The following is an 18099-nucleotide window of genomic DNA, read 5'->3' on the forward strand; positions in this document are numbered from 1 at the left end:
CCCCGTGCCCACCGCCCTGCGCCTCCTGCCCGTCCACCACACCCCGCCGCCCCGCGAGCGCGCCGAGGGCGACTCGACCGTCACCCGCGCCCTGCTGCTCGTCGCGCCCTCGATCCTGGCCGCCGCCGCGCTCTCCTCCGGCGGCGGCGCACGCTCGGCCGGGCGCGGCTCGGGCCGCGACTGAGCCGCCCCCGCTCCCCCGTCAACCCACCTGTCTGGAGCACTCCTTGCCCAACTGGTTCATGCTCGTCCTCGCCATCGCCGCCTCCATCGGCGTCGTCGTCCTGGTCGTCGTGCTGCGCGACCGGCGCTCCTCGGAGGAGGAGGTCGATCCGGACGAGACACCCGACGTGATCGAGTACATGACGATGATGATCGGCGTGGTCTACGCCATCGTCCTGGGCCTCGCCATCGCCGGCGTCTGGGAGGCCCGCGACGGCGCCGACGCGACGGTGCGCCGCGAGGCGTTCGCGCTGAACGCCGTCAGCGAGCGCGCTGCCGCCTGGCCGGAACCGGAGCGCTCCCGGCTGCGCGCGGCCGTCGAGGAGTACGTCCACTACGCGGTGCACGAGGAGTGGGGCGAGATGGCGAGCGGCGACGGACTCACCGGGCAGGGCGACGAGTTGATGGCGAGCATCAACGCGGTCGTCGGTTCGTACGAGCCGAAGACCGACGCCGAGAACCGCGCCGCGTACGCCATCGCCGACCAGGCGTCGGCGGCCGAAGAGGCCCGCGACGACCGGGCGCTGGACGCGGGCCCGACGCTGCCGCCGCTGGTGTGGTTCGGGCTGGTCGCGGGCGGGATGGTCGCCGTCGGGATGGTCTTCGCGCTGCAGATCCAGCGCTCCCCGCGCGAGCTGATCCTCGCCGGCGTCCACAGCGCGCTGCTGGCCTTCCTCCTCTACCTGGTCTGGGACTTCGACGCCCCGTACGCCCACGACGCGACGGCCCTGAAGGAACCCTTCGTGATGCTCTTCCCCCGGGCGGCGGGGTAGGTGCTGTGCCGCGCGACACGCCAACGCCCCTCGGCAGAGCGGCCGTTGTGTCGTAACGTGAGGGCGGGGTCGCCCTCGGGGCGCGGGGGCGGCACGGCGCGGAGGTGGCGGGCGTGCACGAGGCGGCGGAGGCGGGCCACCTGACGGCGTACCACGTCCAGTACGCCCCACCCGCGGACCAGGCCCGACGCGGCATGGAGCGGACCTTACGCCGGCGCTTCGACGCGGCGATGTCCCACATCGCCGCCGACCCCTACGGCCAGGGCTCCACCGCGATCCACCGCGAGACGGACCGCCGCGAGGCGACGGTGGCGGGGGTGGCGATCCGCTACTACGTCAGCCGGTCGGTGCTGACGGTGACGGTGGTGCGGGGGGTGTACGTGTAGGCCGCCGCCGCGCGGGGCGCCCCCTCGGCACTCATCACCTGTACAACTCCTGCCAACAGCCTCCCCCCGGACTCCTGGCCACGGATCTCGGGAGGGAAGGCCACCATGCGTGTTCTGGTCATCGGCGGCGGGGAGTCGCCCGAGTTCGAGGTGTCGCCGGCTTCGGCGGCGGTGGGGGCGCGCTGCGGTCTTCAACGCCCTGCACGGCGGCTACGGCGAGAACAGCGGCATGTCCGCCTTCCTCACCGGCCGGGGCACGGTGCACACCGGCCCCTCGGGCGGCGAGTGGGGACGTACTGGTCGAGGAGCACCCTCCCGGCCGGGAGTTCACCGTGGCGGTCCTGTCCGGGATCGTGCTGCCGGTGGTAGACGACCGTGACGGTCGCTTCCAGCCCATGAGAGACCTTCTCCAGCAGAGCGGGGGTCGGCTGAGCGCCTGAGCCCTCGATGATCGACACCTTGGCCTGGGTGATTCCACAGCGGGCGGCAGCCCGAGCCTGGGTGTACCCCAGTTCCTTGCGCCGGTCGTAGCAGATCCAGGCAAGGTCACCCTGCAGTTTGGCGGACACTTCCCGTATGGGATTACTCGTCGACCTCGCCCTGGCCGCGGCTCTGCCGATGTGGACCGCCTGGTGGATGTGGGCGCTCTTCTACTGGTCGATCAGCTCGCTCTGGCCGGAGAAACGCGACATCGGCCGACGGAGGCTGCGGGTCTGCCGCGTGGGGCGGGCCGTCTCCCTCGGCGTGCTCCTGGCGACGCCGCCGCTGGCCGTCTGGTTCGCGGCGGCGCGCGCCTACTGGATCACCGTGTCCGTACAGGCGGCGATGTGCGCCGTACTGCTGTCCCTGCTCCTCGTCCACTTCGTCCGCCGCAGGTGGAGTCGCCATCGGGCACGCATCTGACTCACCCAGCCCGCCCCTGAAAATGTGGGTACAATGTCATAGATGTAGGTACTCCATGCTAGGCATAAGAGGTGCCCGCGATGAGCACGGTCTCAGTGCGTGAGTTCTCGTACAACCCGAGCGCGATGTTCGCGCGCGTGGAGAGTGGCGAGGAAATCGAGGTCACTCGACACGGCAAGGTCATCGCCATCATGCTCCCCGGGGGCGGGGCGTCCCGCCGCTACGCGCCGCTCGTCGCGCGCGGTCTGATCCGGCTGAAGTCCACGACCACGGCGGACCTTGACCGCCTGCCGACCTGTGCCCCCACGGGCGGGGAATCCGCGCTCGACATCCTGCTCGCGGACCGGGAGGAAGACCCCCGGTGATCTATATGGACTCCTCCGCCATCGTGACCCTCCTCTCCGGTCGCGAGTACGCCACCGAACTCCGCGCATACCTGAGCGAGCGGCCAGGAGTCCCCATGGCAACCAGCTCGATCGGTTTCGTGGAGACGGTCCGCACTCTCGACCAGGTCGGCACCTTCCCCGGCCTGATGCAGGACCTCACCCGCGACTTCACGGAAATCCTGCTCACCGACGAGGTCCGGGACGGCGCCGCGCTGCTGTCCGGCAGGGTCAGGACACTCGACGCGATCCATGTGGCCAGCGCCCAGGTCCTGGGCGCCGCCCTCGACAGCCTCATCAGCTACGACAAGAGGATGCTGGAAGTGGCAACGGCCGCGGCACTCCCCGCCACGTCGCCGGGCTTCGACCCAGGCCGACATTGATCCACCGCGAGAGGGACCGCCGCGAGGCGACGGTGGTGCGGGGCGTGTACGTGGTGCCCGCCGCCGCGCGGGGCTCTCATCGGCCGGCATCACATGCACAGCAGAGGTCCGACAGGGCTGCCCGATCACCGGCAACCGCCATCGGCGCCGGGGTGGCTCACAGGACTTCCGCGCTCACGTCCGGCAGTTCACCGAAGCGGGCCTTCGCATCCCGGGTGGGCACTCCGCGTTCGAGCGCGATGATGACGCCGGTGTCGAGGATCACTCGTCCCACGGGTCGCCGCCCTCGGTCAGCAGGGCGCGGGTGGCCGCGATGTCCTCGTACCAGTCCTCGTCGCCCGGGTAAGTGAGGGGTTTCAGCCTGTCCTTGACGGCCTTGCCGTTGCCCGTGTCCGCGATCGGGACGAGGGCCGCGACGAGCCGGCCGTTGCGGATGATCTCGATCCGCTCGCCCTTCCCGGCGCGGTCGACCATGGCGGAGAAGTTCCGCGACACCTCACTCGCACTGACAACCGTCATGGATTCAGAATATGAGAATCCATTGCCCGGGGGCCGGCGTCCACGACCACTTCGTGGACGGTGTGGCCGGTGTGGAGTCAGGTGAGCGGGAGGGCCGGGAGGGGGCCGAGGTGCTCCGCGACGCGGTGGCGGAGGAGTTGGTACTCGTCCCAGCGGCGGGGCAGGCGGCCCGGGGGGCGTGTGACGACTCTGGCCGCCGTGACGGTCTGGCCGCGCCTGAACTGCTCGCGGGTCAGGTCGACTTCCATCCCCCCGGGCAGTCTGTTCCACCAGTGGTAGCCGTGCTGTTCACCGTCGAGGTGCACCTCGCCGAGCACGAGGTCGCCGCCGAGGAGGTCGTTGACCACCAGGGCGGTGACGTGGCACTGGCCCCAGGCCGGGTTGTCCGGGCTCCAGCCGGCGCGTTCGAGATCGTCGGGGGAGCAGGTGTCGGCAGCCCAGCTCGCACGCAGGGCCCGCTCCAGGTCGGTGAGAGTCCACGGGGTCATGCCGCCCAGCGTCTCAGGGGGCACTGACAATCGGCCCTGGACGAGGGCGCGTTCGCCGGACCTCAGTCGAGGCAGAACTCGTTGCCCTCGATGTCCTGCATCACGAGGCACGACTCGTCGAAGCCGTCGGCCCGCAGCAGCTGTACGCGCCTCGCGCCCAGCGCGGTCAGGCGCGCGCACTCCGATTCGAGCGCGGCCACGCGCTCCTCGCCCACCAGCCCGGTGCCGACGCGCACGTCGAGGTGCACCCGGTTCTTCACGGCCTTCCCCTCGGGCACGCGCTGGAAGAACAGCCGCGGACCCACCCCCGAGGGATCCACGCAGGCGAACGCCGAACCCTGGCGCTCCGCCGGCAGCGAGCGGTCGAAGTCCTCCCAGCTGTCGAACCCCTTGGGCGGCGGCGGGAGGACGTACCCCAGCACCTCGCACCAGAAACGGGCCACGCGCTCGGGCTCCGCGCAGTCGAAGGTCACCTGGAACTTCTTGATCGACGTCATCGCTCCACCGTAGTGGCCCGTGCGGTCCACCGGGCCCCCGCCCGACAGCTCGCGCACCGCTCACGCCACGGTGTACCCGGTGTCGCCGAAGCCCGGTCAACCGAGCCCCGGCGCGACCAGGCACTATCCCATCGGGAACGTCCGATCCCCCCTCAGCGAGTCACACCGCCACGGCGCTCGCGGCCGCGCCCGCGCCCGCGCCCGCCAGGTCGCGGAGCTTCCGGCGCGTCTCGGCATCGGTCGAATAGACGACCGTGCCGACCATGCCCCGCGTCAGCAGGACCTTGTACGTGTTGCGGATCAGCCGGTCCACATCGGCGTCCGGTGTGGACTTCTTGAAGACCGGGTCCTTGGACGCCGAACGGTCGGTGACCCAGCGGTCGTCGCGCCACACCAGATCGGGGCCGATGATGACGCCGCTCCAGTCGTACTCGAAGCCCTGCGCCGTGTACACGCAGCCCACCTGCCCGAAGCCGGCCGGATCGGTCGCCCACAGCGCGGCCGGAGGCGCGCCCCCGACGGAGCGCTCGCCGAAGACGTTCCAGGGGCGTTCCCACTCCCCGATGACGACGTCCGCGGGGAGCGCCTGACCGGGGGGCACCTTCTTCGTCCACTTCCAGCAGTAGCCTGCGGACATGCGCGCGCTGTACCCGTGCGAGCGGCGGCCGTCGAGGAACGCCTCCAACTCCTGGGGGCTGTCCGCGACCGCGAGGTGCATCCTGCCGTCGGGCTCCCACACCACGGGACCGCCCGGCTCCAGCCCCAACAGCCCTACCACCCACCGCAGATACGCGTCGCTGCCGCCGCACCGGAACTGGCTGTCCAGCGGCACCACCCGGCAGTCGAGCCCCTTCTGCGCGGCGGCCGCCCTGATCTCCTCGACCGTGCCCATCTCGCCTGGGCGGACGACCTGGTGCTCGTCGAGCAGGAAGACCGGGACGCGTGCCGCGTCGATGAGTTCCTCGATCTGGGCCTTGCCGGTGCGGTTGGACGCCGGGGTGTAGCGGTTGGCCGAGGTCTCCCGGATGCGGTGGGCCTCGTCGCAGATCAGGACGTCGAGGCTGTTGCGCTCGACAGCAAGACATGCCCCCAGGCAGCACGAAGAATCTCGTGCGGGTGGGGGCGTGTCCTTCGTGACTCCGCCGAGGCGGAGCGGAAGCCCGTCGGGCCGCAACTATGTCGGGATCAAGGCTACCTGGGACGCCTGCTGCAGGCAGGGGGCAGTTGCGGTCCCTCGCCGGATAGCGTGGGCTGTATGTCCGAGCAGAGCGTCTATCGCCACCTCCGTGAGTTCCGGGACGTCTTCGACAAGCCCGCCCCGCTGGCATGGCCGGAGATCAGCCACGGCCAGCTCCTCATGATGATGAGCCCGAAGAAGCAGCACCAGCTCGTCGCCCACCGGGTGCGTGTCCAGCTCGAACCCCAACTCGGCGAGGCGCTGGTCCTGATGCTCGAAACCGACATGGAGGACGCCGCGCTCGGCGTCCTGCGCATTCCCGACCTCGTCGTCATCGACGAGGAGGAGGCGGTCGCCGAGAACGACTCGATCGACCCGCGCCGCTCCCACCTCGTCATCGAGATCGTCTCCCGCTCCAACCCGGACAACGACTACGAGGGCAAACTGCGCGACTACCCGGCCATGGGCGTGCCGCACTACCTCATCATCGACCCCCGCGACGGCACCGCCGTCCACCACTGGGCGCCCACCCGCCGCACCGGCACACCCACGTACGACAACCGCCAGCACCACACCTTCGGCGACACGATCACTGTCGGGGAATGGAAGCTCGACACCACCGGCCTGCCCCGCTACACCGGGACCACCGGACGGTGAGCATCCGTACGGTGTCGCCCCTTTCACCTCGGACGAGGACGACATGCGGCGGCTGTGCGGTGACCGGGTGGTCGTCCAGCGGCTGTGAGTGCGCTGGAACGGGCGGGAAACGGCTCGCCCTACGGTCTCCGGGCGGTGCGGCATGACTGCTGAGCAGGTGGCCCCCGCGTGGATGCACGAGCAGATCACGGCTGAGCAGTACGACTCATGGTCCGAGGAGCAGTGTGCGGGGATCGAGATCGTGGACGGGATGGTGGTGATGAGTCCCCGTGCGTCCAAGCGCCACAATCGGTTGGCCCGGATCCTGGCGAATGTCCTGGAGGCCGCCGCCGGGCCGGAGTGGAACGCCGGCACCGACTTCGACGTCCGGCTTCAGGACGTGCCGCTCACCAACCGCCGTCCGGATGTCGTGGTCTACCGCGCGGACACGATCGACGTGACGCCGACCCGTCCCGAGCACATGCTGATGGTCGTGGAGATCGTCTCGCCGGGGTCGGAGACCACGGACCGGGTGACGAAGACGCGGCAGTACGCGGCGGCGGGCATCGCCTTCTACTGGCGGGTGGAGCAGGCCACGACCGGGGTGCCGCTGGTGTACACGTACACGCTGGATCCGGCGACCCGGACGTACCGGGAAGGCGAGGTCTTCACCGGGGTCGTCAAGACGGCCGCGCCTTTCGCGGTGGAGATCGACCTCGGGGTGGTCTGACCTCGGCCGGCGGTGGCTCCGGTGAGGGCTGTCCCCGATCGACTGGGGCTCGTTGGGCGGGAGTTCCCGTCGGGTGGGCTTTCGGGTGGGGGTGAGGGGTCGGCCATACTGGGCGCCAGGTGGCTTCGAGGGCTTCGGGGTCCGTGGGTGTGCGTGGGGCCTGGGGTCCGCGCCGGTCTTCGCGGGGGATGTCGATGGGGTGCGTGGCAGGGGTTTTCACGGCGGGGGTTCGTACGGGCGCGGCTCGTACGGTCGTGGCTCGTACGGGCGCGGCTCGCGGGGGGCTGCGGTGAGTGCGGGGATCGGGCCCGGGAGTGCGCTGGGCGGGGGGCGCTACCTGGTCGAGGAGCTGGTCGGCAAGGGCGGGATGGCGACCGTCTACCGGGCGCGGGACACCGCGCTGGGGCGGATCGTCGCGGTGAAGGTGATGGCGCCCGCGCTCTCCGCCGACGACGACGGGCGCGAGCGCTTCCGGCGGGAGGCGCGGGCCGTCGCCGCGATCAACCACCCTGGTGTGGTTGCCGTTTACGACACGGGGGAAGAGGAGTTCGGCCCCGGGGGGCGGGTGCCGTACCTCGTCATGGAGTACGTGGACGGGGCCACCCTGCGCGAGCGGCTGCCGCAGCGGCCCGGTGAGCTGCCGGTCGCGGAGGCGCTGCGGCTGACGGCCGGGATCCTCGACGCGCTCGCCGCGAGCCACGCGTGCGGGATGGTGCACCGCGACGTCAAGCCCGCCAACGTGATGATCGGGCGCGACGGCGCGGTGAAGGTGATGGACTTCGGCATCGCGCGGGCGCTGGGCGGGCAGTCCGCCGCGCTGACCGTCACGGGGCTCACGGTCGGGACGCCGCACTACATGTCGCCGGAGCAGTTCGAGTCGGCGCGGTCGGTGGACGGGCGGTCCGATCTGTACGCGGCGGGGGTGGTGCTCTTCCAACTGCTCACCGGGGCGGTGCCGTTCGACGGGGAGTCGGGGCTCCAGATCGGGTACCTGCACGTCCACTCCGCGCCGCCGTCGCTCTCCTCGGTGGGGGCCGTCGTGCCGCCGGCGGTGGAGGCGGTCGTGGTGCGGGCGCTGGCCAAGGATCCCGGGGAGCGGTTCGCGGATGCGCGGGCGATGCGGGACGAGGTGCTGCGGGTGGGGGCGGCGGTCGCCTCGGGGGGCGGTGGGGCGGCGTATGTGCCTACGGCCGTGGGGGCTTCGAAGGTCGTCGCCTCGGGTACCGGGGGCGATCCGAGGACCGCGACCGGGGTGCGGGGGCCGGCTGCCGCCTTCGGGGCGGTGGCCGCGGGGGGCGGGACTCCGCCGCCCGGGGTGTACGGGCCGGCGCCCTCCCTGACGCCGGGGGCGCCGGAGACGCCGGGTGGGCGGGGGCGACGCGTCGGGGCCGTGGCCGGCGCCGCGCTGGCGCTGGCACTTGTCGGGGGCGGGGTGTACTACGTGGTCGACTCCCGCTCCGACAACGGCGGTTCGCCCACGGCGGCCGACTCCCCCGGTACGGCGACCCCGTCCGCCGAGCCCTCGACCGGGCAGCCGTCGGAGGAGCCGTCCACCGAGCCGTCCGCCTCCGACGAGGGCAAGCCCCCCGCCACCCCCGGTGCGAAGGAGACCCCGGTCAAGGCCACCTCGTACCGGCTCGTCGCGCCCGAGAAGATCACCTGGCGCTGGACCAGGACGCAGCCGCCCACCGCCGCCCGCAGCACCGCCCTCTTCGAGGGGCCCGGCGTCCTGATCGCGGGCAGCATCAGCGCCGTCTACGCCTCCGGTCCGGACGAGAGCAGCGACACGATGTGGTTCGACGGTGTCCACGGCTCGATCGAGGACCCGGAGGCGGCCGTGGACCGCTACTTCAAGGGGCTCCCCAAGGCGCTCGCCGACGACGGCGGGGAGACCGAGATGATCGGCTCCCCCGTCACCGTGACCTCGAAGGGGCTGGAGAAGGGCGCCGTGATGAAGTGCGTGACCCTGCGCTCCTACGGCGGCGAGAACGGCGACCTCTTCACCCACCCGAGCTGCACCTGGGCCGACAGCGGCACGATCGGCAACGTCGGCCTCTCCCCGGCGGGCACGGAGTCGATCAGCATCGACGAGGGCGCGATGCACACAGCCGCGCTGCGGGAGGCGGCGCGGGAGGAGGCGGGGTGAGAGGCTGTTGCCGAACCCCCGTCGTCCGCGCGAAGCGCGGGCGCAGCGGCGGTCGGCGAGGCGGCCGTCGTACGGGCCGGCCAGGATGCCCGCGCCGCCCATGACGATGCTGAGGAGGCCGAAGCCGATGCTGCCGACCGGCATTCCCTGGATGATGCTCCGGGCGGCGCCCGGCTCAGGGCCCATGGAGTGCTGCCACACGCGGGTGGGGAGCGGGGACTGGTGCGTGTCGACCTTCCTCGAACACTGGCGCCTTGCCGGTCACCAGTGTGCGGAAGGGGTGTTGACGTGCGATACGCGGCTGATCGGCGGGGGCGTTCAGCTTCTGTACGGAGGCCCCCGCACGCGCCGGGACCGCCCCCCGGTAAGGGGCGGTCCCGGCGGCGTGGTTATCCGAGCTGGGTGATGGGGCGCATGGCCAGGCCCTCGGTGCCGGCCCAGCCGTTGATCCGGGCCGCGTCGTCGACGGAGACGCTGTCCAGGCCGTCGGGGAGGTCGAAGATGAGCGTGCCGCTCAGTTCGGTGCCGCCGCCGGCGACCAGGGTGGCGGTGAAGCGGTCGGACTGGTCGTACTGCGCCTCGCCGCCCTCGTCGCCGCCGAAGACGTACAGCCCGGCGTACGCCGTGCCGTCCCCCTCCACGACGAGGGGCTCGCTGTCCGGCTCGCCGAGCGTCTCGACGATCGGGGCGTCGTTGCCGGCCTGGAGGCGCAGGATCGGCGCCTCGTTGAGGACGCACGGCGTCCTGGACTTGTTGGTGACGGTCAGCATGAAGCGGCGGGGGACCTCCCCGGCGTCGTCGTACAGCCTGACGTCGGTGTTGAGGCCGGCGGCCTCGCAGTCGGCGTACTTGGTGCCGTTGCCGGGGTCGACCTCGCCCGTGTCATCGCCCGAGCCCTCGTTGGTGGTGGTGTCCTCGTTGGTGGTGGTGTCCGTCGTCCCCGTCGTGCCCGCCGCCCCCTTGCCGTCCGCCCCGGCGGGGGCGCTCGCGCTGGGGGCGGTGGCCGACGGGGTGCCGCTCGCGCCGTCGGCCTTGCCGTCCGAGTCGCAGGCCGCGGTCGACAGGAGCGCGGCGATGGCCGCGGCTCCGACGAGAATGCTCTTCACGTGAGTACGGGCAGCGCGCACAGTGGTGTCCCCCCATGAGCCGACACAAGGTCGATTGACGCAAGGTCGATTGATCTGTCTGACCTGGGAATTGTGCACCGGTGCGCGGTCCGGGACACCGCCCGTGAGTGATCGTTACGGATCCCGGACACGGAGGATACGGTTCCGTCCCTCTGTCACAACGGAGCGCCGCAGGACCCCTTCTGCCCTCGGCAGAGCTCCCTTGGCCTGCGTGGCGCGGGCGTTCAGACTCGGGGCATGAGACTGCTTGTGCTGGGTGGGACCGAGTTCGTGGGGCGCGCCGTCGTCGAGGACGCCCTCGCGCGTGGGTGGGAGGTGGACGTCTTCCACCGGGGGCGGCATCCGGTGCCGGCGGGGGCGCGGGAGCTGCTGGGGGATCGGACGGTCGAGGGCGGGCTCGACTCCCTTCGTAACAGCGCGAGTTGGGACCTGGTGGTCGACACCTGGTCCTGGGCGCCCCGGGCCGTACGGGACAGTGCGGCGCTGCTCGCGGACCGTGCCGAGCGCTACGCCTACGTGTCCTCCGCCTCCGTGTACGCCTTCACGCCGCCCACCGGGACCGACGAGGCGCGGCCCACCGTGGCGGGTGATCCGGACGCCGGGGAGGTGGAGTACGCGCAGGCCAAGCGGGGTGGGGAGCTGGCGGCGACGGCGGCGTTCGGGGCGGAGCGGACGCTGCTGCTGCGGGCGGGGCTGATCGTCGGCCCGTACGAGAACGTGGGCCGGCTGCCGTGGTGGCTGACGCGGATCGCGCGCGGCGGCGACGTGCTGGCGCCGGGGCCGAGCGGGCAGGGGCTGCAGTACGTCGACGCGCGTGATCTGGCGGCGTTCACGCTGGACGCGGCGGTGGGCGGGCGCTTCGGGGCGTACAACACGGTGAGCGTGCCGGGCTTCACGACGACGGGTGAACTCCTCGACACGGCGGTGGAGTTGGTCAACCCGCACGGGGCGCGGCTGGTGTGGGCCCACCCCGAGCGCATCGCGGCGGCGGGCATCGCGCCGTGGACGGAGCTGCCGCTGTGGCTGCCGCGCGGCGAGGACTACGAGTCGCTGATGACGCTGGACACCCGTCGCGCCCACGCCGCGGGCCTGCGCTGCCGCCCGGTCGCCGAGACGGTGGCGGACACCTGGGCGTGGCTGCGCTCGCTCGGCGGCGAGGCCCCGCAGCGGCCGGACCGGGCGAGGAAGGGGGTGGCGCCGGAGGTGGAGGCGAGGGTGCTGGCGGAGGTGCTGGGCGGGTAGGGCCACCGTAGGCACTCATTCATGGGGCGGTATCCGTGCAGGTCAGAGCCACCGGACAGGGATGGCCGGTGGCTGGGGCTATCGGTGGCGCGGTGGGGCGCGGCATGATCGGCGCCGTCTTGCCCGTCATCCAGATCCCGGCGGCCGGCCCCGCGTCGTACGCCCGTGTAAGGAAGCCCCATGTTCCGCACCCGAGCGATCGCCGCCCTCGCGACGGCCGTCATCAGCCTCGCCGGTCTGCTCACCGCGACCACGACCGCCCAGGCGGCCGATCCGTCCGGCGCCCCGGCCCCGCCTCCGTTCACGGACAGCCACGGCCTCACGGTCGTCCCGCGCGACCAGGACCCCCGCCTCGACAACGCGCGCACGCCCGCCGACCCGACCCGCGACTTCACCCTGACGGTGACGACGCCCGAGGTGAAGAACCCGGAGGGGGGACCCGGGCACCACATCCGGGTGACCCTGCCCGAGGGCTACCACGAGAATCCGGGCAAGCGCTATCCGGTGCTCTACCTGCTGCACGGCTCCCCCGGTGACCCGTGCGGCTTCTGGGACAAGGACCTCTTCCCCGGCCTCGACCGGGCGAAGGACACCGCCGGGATGATCGTTGTCATGCTCCCGGGCGGTGCCAGCAGCTGGTACGCGAACTGGCGGGACCAGAACACCCCCTCCGGCGCGCAGAACTGGGAGAACTTCGCCGTCCAGCAGGCGGTCCCGTTCATCGACGCCAACCTGCGCACCCTCGCCGACAAGCAGCACCGCGCCATTGCCGGCATCTCCATGGGCGGCTTCGGCGCCGCGCACCTCGCGCAGCGCCACCCGGAGTTGTTCAGCCACGTCGGGACGATCTCGGCGGAGGTGTCGGTCTTCAGTGGGCTGTCCATCCTGCGCTTCGTGATGTGGGCCTCCACGACCGTCCCCAACCCCGCCGGGTACGCATGCGCCGCGCCGGGTGCTCAGAACGGTCCTGGTGGCGTGGACGCGCTCTTCGGTGGCTTCTTCGACATCGCCGCCTGGAGCGCCATCGACCCCACGTCCCACGTGGCGGACTACCGGAGCATGGACGTGTCCATCTACTCCGGTGACGGACGCCTGACCGATATCCCGCAGGACCTGGCCGATGCCGCGGAGGAGTCCCCCGAGGCGATCGGGGAGGAGCTGAGCGTCGTGCCCATCGGCCGGGTCGGCGAGTTCCTGCTGAACGACTCGGCAAACGAGTTCGAGGCGGCCCTGCGCAACGACGGGCAGAAGCCCTACCGCGTCGCCTACGGTGACGGCGCCGGCTGGAGCACCCCGGGCGCCAACCCCTGCGAGGGCGAGCACAACCCGTTCGGCTCCTGCTGGGACCGCAGCATCGTGGACCTGATGGAGCGGCTCCAGCGCCAGTTCGAGGGTACGGGCGGAGTCGGCCCGATCACGGGGGCGTTCGGCCTGTGCGCCGACGTCGCCGGGGGGTCCGTGCGCAACGGCACGACGATCCAGCTCACCGGCTGCAACGGCGCCCCCGCGCAGACGTGGACCGTCGGCCACGGCAACACCGTCCGGGCCTTCACCAAGTGCATGAACGCCCGCGGCGGCGGCACCGCCGACGCCACGTACGTCCAGCTCAACGACTGCGACGGAAGCGGCGCCCAGGAATGGGTCCGGCAGAGCGACGGACGGCTGCGCAACCCGCAGTCCGGGCGCTGCCTGACGCCCTCCACCCGCTGGTGGGACTTCGGGAAGCTCATGCTCTGGTCCTGCAGCGGGGGCGACGACCAGAAGTGGGGCCTCCCCGCTCGGACGTAGCCGACCGACCGGGAGGCCCGTCCCCCGGCCTCCCGCCCCGCCCGGGGGCGGACCCCTTCAAGGGGTCCGCCCCCGCGGCGTTTCAACCTCCCCACCCGCCCCCCAGGGCCGTGACATGGGCCTCTCCGCAGCGCTACGCGGCCTGCGCGCGAGACTGCCGCTATAGGCTCCGCGTCGGCGGGGACTACGGGGAGGGCGCGTGAGTGAAGTCGGCTCGGCGGTGCGGGCGCTGCGGCTACGGGCGGGGGTGACGCAGGACCGGCTGGCGGAGCGCTCCGGAGTGAGCGTGCGGACCATCCGCCGGCTGGAGAACGGCGATCTGCCCGACCACCGGCTCGGCACGCTCACCCTGATCGCCGCCGCGCTGGGCACCACGGCGGCGGAACTGGGCGCGGGGGACGCGCCGGGTTCCGCCGCCGTCCCCGCCGCGCCCGATGTCCCCGCCCCCTTCCGCCTGCACGGCCCCCTCCCCGAAGCCGTCGACGCGCTGGCCCGCGAGGTGCGGCGGCACTGGCGGCGTGAGGAGGAGCACCGGCGCGTCCGCGATCCCTTCACGCTGCCGGTGCGCTGGCGGCCCCTCTCCGGCGCCCTCGTCGACCAGACCGCGAACATCCTGCGCCTCGCCCCGGGAGAGCCCGCGCGGGAGCTGGACCTCGACGGCGACCTGACCCGGGTGGCGGAGCTCTACCGGCGGATACCGTCCGGCCGCCTCGTCGTGCTGGGCCGGCCCGGCTCGGGCAAGTCCATCCTGGCGATCCGCCTCGTCCTGGACTGCCTGGAGACGCCGGAGGCGGACGGCGGACGGCTGCCCGTCCTCCTCGACCTCGCCTCCTGGACACCCACCACCAGCCTGCGTGACTGGCTCGTACGCCAACTGGCCGACAACCACCCCTACTTGGCACGCCACGATGCCACCGGCACCTCGCTGGCGGCGCTGCTGGTGGACTCCGACGCCCTGCTGCCCGTACTCGACGGCTTCGACGAACTCGCCCGCGAGCTACGCGCCGAGGCGCTGCGCGAACTCAACGCCACCTCCACGCCGCTGGTCCTCACCAGTCGCGCCCCTGAGTTCGCCGAGGCCGTACGCGAGGTCGGCGCCCCCCTGCTGTGGGCCGCCGGCGTCGAGCTGAGCGCCCTGAGCACCGACGACCTCGCGCACTACCTGCCGCGCACCCTGCGCCACGCCCCCGCCGCCACCCCCGCGGAGCACCCGCCGGCCACCGGCTGGGACAGCGTGCTCGCCCACCTCGCCGACCCGCACAGCCGGGCGGGGGCCCGGCTCGCGGAGGTGCTCGGCACCCCGCTGATGACCAGCCTCGCCCGCACGGTCTACGAGGGCCCCGGCCCCGACCCCGCCGAACTGGTGGAGCTGGCCGCCCACTTGAGCACGGTGGAGCTGGAGGAACGGCTGCTGGCCGCCTACGTCCCGGCCGTCTACCGCCCCCGTACGCCCGAACCCGCCGCAGGCCACCGGCCCACCCCCCGCGCATCCCGCCCCGCTCCCGACGCCGCGCACGCCCAGCGGTGGCTGGGCTACCTCGCCGACCACCTCGTCCGTACCGGCCGCCACGACCTGGCCTGGTGGCGGATCGGCCACGCGCTGCCGCGCCGCTCGCGCGCGCTGGTGCTGGGCGCGGTCGCCGCGGTGTGCGTCACCGCCGCCACCGTCCTCGTCAACCTGCTGCTGTCGCCGTTCTCACCGCAGGAGTTCGCGCTCGCCCCCGCCGAGGTGGCGCTGCACGGCGCCCTCACCGGCCTGGTCGGCGGGACGGGGCTGTGCGCGGTGTACGCGTTCGGCGACCGCGCCGCGCCCGAGCCGGCCCGCGCCCGACTGCGCCTTCCACGCGGGCGGCCACGACTGCCGTACGGGCGCGGCCGACTGCCGTACGGGCGCTCCCTCCGCCCACGGATGCACTCCCAACGCCGCGCCCCCGTCCGGCGGTTGGCCGCCCTCGCGCTGGGGGGCGCGGTGCTGGGCACGGGCCTCGCCGCCGTACTGCCGCTCCAACTGTGGCTGTTCGCCGACCCCCTGGCCGCCGCACCCGACCCGGCGATCCTGGCCCGCGGCTTCCTCGCCGACACGCTGTTCTTCACCGCGATCTTCTCGCTCTCCGGCATCGGCGTCCTGGGGCTGGTCAGCGCACTGGAGGTGGCCCTGGACACCGCCACCGCCGCGACCCCGGCCGGGCTGCTGGCCGACGAGCGCGCCCGGGTGCTGCGCCTGTGCCTCCTCGTCGTCCCGGCGCTCACCCTCACGATCGCCCTCACCGGCCGCCTCCTGGCGGACGGACTCGACGGCCTGCTGGGGCCGTTGGCGTGGAGCCTGCCCGCCGGGCTGGCCATCGGGACGATCGGCGGCCTCGCGGGCACGGGCGCGCACGTCCTGGGCTTCACCGCCTGGGGCCAGTGGGTCCTGCTGGTACGCCTCTGGCTGCCGCTGACCGGCCGGCTGCCCTGGGACACCGCCGCCTTCCTCGACGACGCCCACCGCCGCGGCGTCCTGCGCCGGCACGGCGCGCTCTACCAGTTCCGCCACCTGCGCCTGCGCGACCACCTCGCCCGCGACCACCGCGAGCGGCGCGAGGACCAAGGATCGCGTCAGCGCCGGTGATCCTGCGACCGGCGCGGACAGCGGGACGGCACGGACAGCGGGACGGCGACACTGCGCCCGCTGTCGCGCACGAGGATCGGCCCACCCGCTCGCGACCGCCGGAAAACAGAACGTATCGGACAGGCAACCTGCCGGTAGGGCGCCGGACCCGCACGGGGGGTGGGGCGGAGGGAGGTGGCACTACCCGAAGTGCCGTTGCCCGAAGCGCCGTTGCCCGAAGTCGCAGGCGACACACCGCCACCGGTCAAGGGCGCCCTCCCGACCGTCGCCGAGACCCCTCACCGCCCCGCAGCCGTCACGGCGACGGTCAGCCACGCGGCGGCGAGCATGAAGGGGCCGAAGGGGATCATCGCGGCGGTCCCCGCGCCGTCCGCCCGGGGGCGGCGCGCCTTGAGGACGAGGCCGTAGAGCGCGCCGGCGGTGAAGGCGAGCATCGTCGCCGCGAAGACCGGCCACGCCCCGTACCAGCCCAGCGCCGCACCCAGCGCCGGCGCGAGCTTGACGTCCCCCAGCCCCATGCCCGCCGGGTTGACGAGGAAGAGGACCGCGTAGAAGGCCAGCAGCGCCAGCGCGGCGAGCAGCGCCCCCGGATAGCGACCGCCCCCGCCCAGGGCGACCAGGCCCAGCCCCGCCACCGCCACGGCGGCCATCGTCGCCGTGAGGACGTCCGGCAGGCGCTGCACCCGGACGTCCACCAGCGCCGCCAGCACCCCCACCGGCGCCAGCGCCAGCCACACCGCCAGCTCCGGGCGCGCCCCGGTCCCGGCGGCGAGCACCGCGCACACCAGCGCGGTGAGCACCGCACAGCGCCGCGCCCCGGGTGCGGGAAGGACACCGCAGGCCGGGGAAGCGCCGCAGCGGGCCGCGCCCAGCCAGCCGCCCGCCGCTCCGGTGAGGCGGTGGCCCCGCGGGCAGTCGCTCCGCCACGTCTCCTCCGCCGGTACGCACAGCCGGTACGCCGCCCGCGGCAGGAGCAGCCCGGCGAGCGTGCCGTACGCTACGGCGGCAAAGAACACGGCGAGGGCGGAGACGCTCAGGGCGGGGACGGCGATCACGCAGTGAGGCTAACCCCCGCTCCCGGCAGCCGTCTTGGGCCCCCGGACCCAGCGCCCGCGCCCGACCCCGAGATCCCGCATCCCCGGTTCTGAGGAGAGCACCCATGGCCCGCAGGCGGTTCAGCGACGGCGCGGCAGTGCTGCGCGTATCCGGGGCTCCGGACGCCCAGGGCACCCCCGAGGCGATACCCCTGGAGATCGCCGCCTCCTACCGCGCTCGCACCCGCGGCCTGCTCGGCCGCGACGGCATCGAGGGCGCGCTGCTGCTGACCCCGGCCGGCTCCGTGCACACCGTCCGGATGCGGTTCGCGATCGACGTCGCCTACCTGTCCCGGGACCTGACGGTCCTGGCCGTGGTCACGATGGCGCCCGGCCGCCTGGGCCTGCCCCGGCTGCGCTCGCGCCACGTCCTGGAGGCGCAGGCGGGCCAGATGGCCGCCTGGGGGATCCGGCCGGGAGCACGGCTGACGATCACCCCGTAGCCGTACGCCCGGCACCTGTACGCCCGCACCCGTACGCCCGCACCCGCCGCGCTCAGCCCCCCTGCCGCAGCCTCTCCGCCAGCATGCCCAGCGCGCAGCCCGTCGCCAGCACCGCGAGCTGGACCAGGACGGTCAGCGCGGTGAGGTCGCTTCCCTGGGAGAGGAAGACGACCGTCTGCAGGAGCACCGCGGGGACCAGCGCCGCCGCGCAGTGGCGGGGCAGCGAGTCGCGGGAGGGCGCGCGGTGCACCGCCGCGGCGGCCCAGGTCGCGGCGGCGAAGCACAGGGCGGAGGGGAGCTGGAGCAGCAGGACCGAGGAGGCCGTGGTCATGCCGGTCGGGTCCTCGCCCGTGATCAGGTCCCAGGAGACGACCGCGACGGTGAACTGCAGGACGAGGTTGACGACCAGCCCGACCGCCCAGGGCACCATGAGGTTCATGAGGCGCGGGCTCTCGGCGGGCGGCCCGCCGAAGGGCGGCCCCTGCGGGGGCGCTCCGTAGTACGACACCTGCTCCACTCCCCTGCTGTACGCGCGCTGTGCGTGTGCTGTA

The 18099-nt window shown here is 73.1% G+C and carries 20 protein-coding genes and 1 pseudogene; 13 read left to right on the plus strand and 8 right to left on the minus strand.

Annotated features, from left to right (window positions below; genetic code table 11):
* The 3 genes from ACFQLX_RS03370 to ACFQLX_RS03380 form a co-directional block, all read left to right on the plus strand.
* On the plus strand, positions 1-184 hold a 184-nt coding region (locus ACFQLX_RS03370; protein ID WP_386411736.1), incomplete at its 5' end, for a hypothetical protein.
* Between the two features lie 43 nt (positions 185-227).
* Positions 228-995 carry a bestrophin-like domain gene (locus ACFQLX_RS03375; protein WP_386411738.1) on the plus strand — a complete coding sequence of 256 codons (768 nt, stop codon included), beginning with the start codon at positions 228-230 and terminating at the stop codon, positions 993-995.
* A gap of 194 nt (positions 996-1189) precedes the next feature.
* Positions 1190-1381 carry a hypothetical protein gene (locus ACFQLX_RS03380; RefSeq protein ID WP_386412103.1) on the plus strand — a complete coding sequence of 64 codons (192 nt, stop codon included), beginning with the start codon at positions 1190-1192 and terminating at the stop codon, positions 1379-1381.
* A 242-nt stretch (positions 1382-1623) separates the two neighbouring features.
* Here ACFQLX_RS03380 and ACFQLX_RS03385 read toward each other — a convergent pair whose 3' ends face one another.
* The gene (locus ACFQLX_RS03385) at positions 1624-1950 is read right to left on the minus strand and encodes a helix-turn-helix domain-containing protein (RefSeq protein WP_386411740.1); all 327 of its coding nucleotides are present in this window, start codon (positions 1948-1950) and stop codon (positions 1624-1626) included.
* Between the two features lie 7 nt (positions 1951-1957).
* Between ACFQLX_RS03385 and ACFQLX_RS03390 the strand changes: the two genes are divergently transcribed.
* The 3 genes from ACFQLX_RS03390 (at position 1958) to ACFQLX_RS03400 (ending at position 3050) form a co-directional block, all read left to right on the plus strand.
* Positions 1958-2284, plus strand: a complete 327-nt coding sequence (locus ACFQLX_RS03390) for a hypothetical protein (protein WP_386411741.1) — start codon at positions 1958-1960, stop codon at positions 2282-2284.
* Positions 2285-2364: 80 nt separating this feature from the next.
* A complete protein-coding gene (locus tag ACFQLX_RS03395) occupies positions 2365-2649 on the plus strand; it encodes a type II toxin-antitoxin system Phd/YefM family antitoxin (RefSeq protein ID WP_386411743.1) in 285 nt (94 codons plus the stop codon).
* 5 nt (positions 2650-2654) lie between these two features.
* A complete protein-coding gene (locus tag ACFQLX_RS03400) occupies positions 2655-3050 on the plus strand; it encodes a PIN domain-containing protein (RefSeq protein ID WP_386412105.1) in 396 nt (131 codons plus the stop codon).
* 261 nt (positions 3051-3311) lie between these two features.
* On the opposite strand, the gene ACFQLX_RS03405 is transcribed toward ACFQLX_RS03400, so the two are convergent.
* The 4 genes and pseudogenes from ACFQLX_RS03405 to ACFQLX_RS03420 form a co-directional block, all read right to left on the minus strand.
* Positions 3312-3569 carry a type II toxin-antitoxin system Phd/YefM family antitoxin gene (locus ACFQLX_RS03405; protein ID WP_386411745.1) on the minus strand — a complete coding sequence of 86 codons (258 nt, stop codon included), beginning with the start codon at positions 3567-3569 and terminating at the stop codon, positions 3312-3314.
* A gap of 77 nt (positions 3570-3646) precedes the next feature.
* Complete coding sequence (locus tag ACFQLX_RS03410) at positions 3647-4057, minus strand: YunG family protein (RefSeq protein ID WP_386411747.1); 411 nt, start codon at positions 4055-4057, stop codon at positions 3647-3649.
* Positions 4058-4119: 62 nt separating this feature from the next.
* On the minus strand, positions 4120-4554 hold the full coding sequence (locus tag ACFQLX_RS03415) for a VOC family protein (protein ID WP_386411749.1): 435 nt from the start codon (positions 4552-4554) through the stop codon (positions 4120-4122).
* A 160-nt stretch (positions 4555-4714) separates the two neighbouring features.
* Positions 4715-5635 (minus strand): annotated as a pseudogene (locus tag ACFQLX_RS03420) (DNA/RNA helicase domain-containing protein); the annotation flags it as partial.
* A gap of 174 nt (positions 5636-5809) precedes the next feature.
* On the opposite strand from ACFQLX_RS03420, the gene ACFQLX_RS03425 reads away from it, so the two are divergent.
* From ACFQLX_RS03425 to ACFQLX_RS03435, 3 genes are all read left to right on the plus strand, one after another.
* A complete protein-coding gene (locus tag ACFQLX_RS03425; protein WP_386411751.1) occupies positions 5810-6388 on the plus strand; it encodes a Uma2 family endonuclease in 579 nt (192 codons plus the stop codon).
* A 142-nt stretch (positions 6389-6530) separates the two neighbouring features.
* Positions 6531-7097 (plus strand): Uma2 family endonuclease, encoded by a 567-nt coding sequence (locus ACFQLX_RS03430; RefSeq protein ID WP_386411753.1) that lies wholly within the window; start codon positions 6531-6533, stop codon positions 7095-7097.
* A gap of 289 nt (positions 7098-7386) precedes the next feature.
* Positions 7387-9243 (plus strand): protein kinase domain-containing protein, encoded by a 1857-nt coding sequence (locus ACFQLX_RS03435; RefSeq protein WP_386411754.1) that lies wholly within the window; start codon positions 7387-7389, stop codon positions 9241-9243.
* Positions 9244-9632: 389 nt separating this feature from the next.
* Here ACFQLX_RS03435 and ACFQLX_RS03440 read toward each other — a convergent pair whose 3' ends face one another.
* Positions 9633-10349, minus strand: coding sequence for a DUF4232 domain-containing protein (locus tag ACFQLX_RS03440; protein WP_386411756.1), 717 nt, complete (start codon positions 10347-10349; stop codon positions 9633-9635).
* A gap of 258 nt (positions 10350-10607) precedes the next feature.
* Between ACFQLX_RS03440 and ACFQLX_RS03445 the strand changes: the two genes are divergently transcribed.
* The 3 genes from ACFQLX_RS03445 to ACFQLX_RS03455 all read left to right on the plus strand — a co-directional run bounded on the left by ACFQLX_RS03445 (position 10608) and on the right by ACFQLX_RS03455 (position 16011).
* Positions 10608-11612: an NAD-dependent epimerase/dehydratase family protein gene (locus ACFQLX_RS03445; protein WP_386411758.1), complete on the plus strand. Its 1005-nt coding sequence runs from the start codon at positions 10608-10610 to the stop codon at positions 11610-11612.
* Positions 11613-11792: 180 nt separating this feature from the next.
* Complete coding sequence (locus ACFQLX_RS03450) at positions 11793-13400, plus strand: alpha/beta fold hydrolase (RefSeq protein ID WP_386411760.1); 1608 nt, start codon at positions 11793-11795, stop codon at positions 13398-13400.
* Between the two features lie 199 nt (positions 13401-13599).
* The gene (locus tag ACFQLX_RS03455) at positions 13600-16011 is read left to right on the plus strand and encodes a helix-turn-helix domain-containing protein (RefSeq protein WP_386411762.1); all 2412 of its coding nucleotides are present in this window, start codon (positions 13600-13602) and stop codon (positions 16009-16011) included.
* Positions 16012-16289: 278 nt separating this feature from the next.
* On the opposite strand, the gene ACFQLX_RS03460 is transcribed toward ACFQLX_RS03455, so the two are convergent.
* A complete protein-coding gene (locus ACFQLX_RS03460; RefSeq protein ID WP_386411764.1) occupies positions 16290-17066 on the minus strand; it encodes a prepilin peptidase in 777 nt (258 codons plus the stop codon).
* 104 nt (positions 17067-17170) lie between these two features.
* On the opposite strand from ACFQLX_RS03460, the gene ACFQLX_RS03465 reads away from it, so the two are divergent.
* A complete protein-coding gene (locus tag ACFQLX_RS03465) occupies positions 17171-17548 on the plus strand; it encodes a DUF192 domain-containing protein (protein WP_386411766.1) in 378 nt (125 codons plus the stop codon).
* Between the two features lie 52 nt (positions 17549-17600).
* On the opposite strand, the gene ACFQLX_RS03470 is transcribed toward ACFQLX_RS03465, so the two are convergent.
* Positions 17601-18099 (minus strand): hypothetical protein (locus tag ACFQLX_RS03470; RefSeq protein WP_386411768.1); only part of this gene is annotated, 499 nt, incomplete at its 5' end.

Origin of the sequence: Streptomyces polyrhachis (assembly GCF_042663125.1) — a bacterium.
GTDB classification, from domain to species: Bacteria; Actinomycetota; Actinomycetes; order Streptomycetales; family Streptomycetaceae; genus Streptomyces; species Streptomyces polyrhachii.

What these genes read in the sequence shown, in the direction of transcription:
- ACFQLX_RS03465 (WP_386411766.1), top strand. Translation starts at nt 17,171, where the DNA reads ATGGCCCGCAGGCGGTTCAGCGACGGCGCGGCAGTGCTGCGCGTATCC.
- ACFQLX_RS03405 (WP_386411745.1), bottom strand. Translation starts at nt 3,569, where the DNA reads ATGACGGTTGTCAGTGCGAGTGAGGTGTCGCGGAACTTCTCCGCCATG.
- ACFQLX_RS03450 (WP_386411760.1), top strand. Translation starts at nt 11,793, where the DNA reads ATGTTCCGCACCCGAGCGATCGCCGCCCTCGCGACGGCCGTCATCAGC.
- ACFQLX_RS03415 (WP_386411749.1), bottom strand. Translation starts at nt 4,554, where the DNA reads ATGACGTCGATCAAGAAGTTCCAGGTGACCTTCGACTGCGCGGAGCCC.
- ACFQLX_RS03400 (WP_386412105.1), top strand. Translation starts at nt 2,655, where the DNA reads ATGGACTCCTCCGCCATCGTGACCCTCCTCTCCGGTCGCGAGTACGCC.
- ACFQLX_RS03395 (WP_386411743.1), top strand. Translation starts at nt 2,365, where the DNA reads ATGAGCACGGTCTCAGTGCGTGAGTTCTCGTACAACCCGAGCGCGATG.
- ACFQLX_RS03430 (WP_386411753.1), top strand. Translation starts at nt 6,531, where the DNA reads ATGACTGCTGAGCAGGTGGCCCCCGCGTGGATGCACGAGCAGATCACG.
- ACFQLX_RS03390 (WP_386411741.1), top strand. Translation starts at nt 1,958, where the DNA reads ATGGGATTACTCGTCGACCTCGCCCTGGCCGCGGCTCTGCCGATGTGG.
- ACFQLX_RS03410 (WP_386411747.1), bottom strand. Translation starts at nt 4,057, where the DNA reads ATGACCCCGTGGACTCTCACCGACCTGGAGCGGGCCCTGCGTGCGAGC.
- ACFQLX_RS03445 (WP_386411758.1), top strand. Translation starts at nt 10,608, where the DNA reads ATGAGACTGCTTGTGCTGGGTGGGACCGAGTTCGTGGGGCGCGCCGTC.
- ACFQLX_RS03425 (WP_386411751.1), top strand. Translation starts at nt 5,810, where the DNA reads ATGTCCGAGCAGAGCGTCTATCGCCACCTCCGTGAGTTCCGGGACGTC.
- ACFQLX_RS03380 (WP_386412103.1), top strand. Translation starts at nt 1,190, where the DNA reads ATGGAGCGGACCTTACGCCGGCGCTTCGACGCGGCGATGTCCCACATC.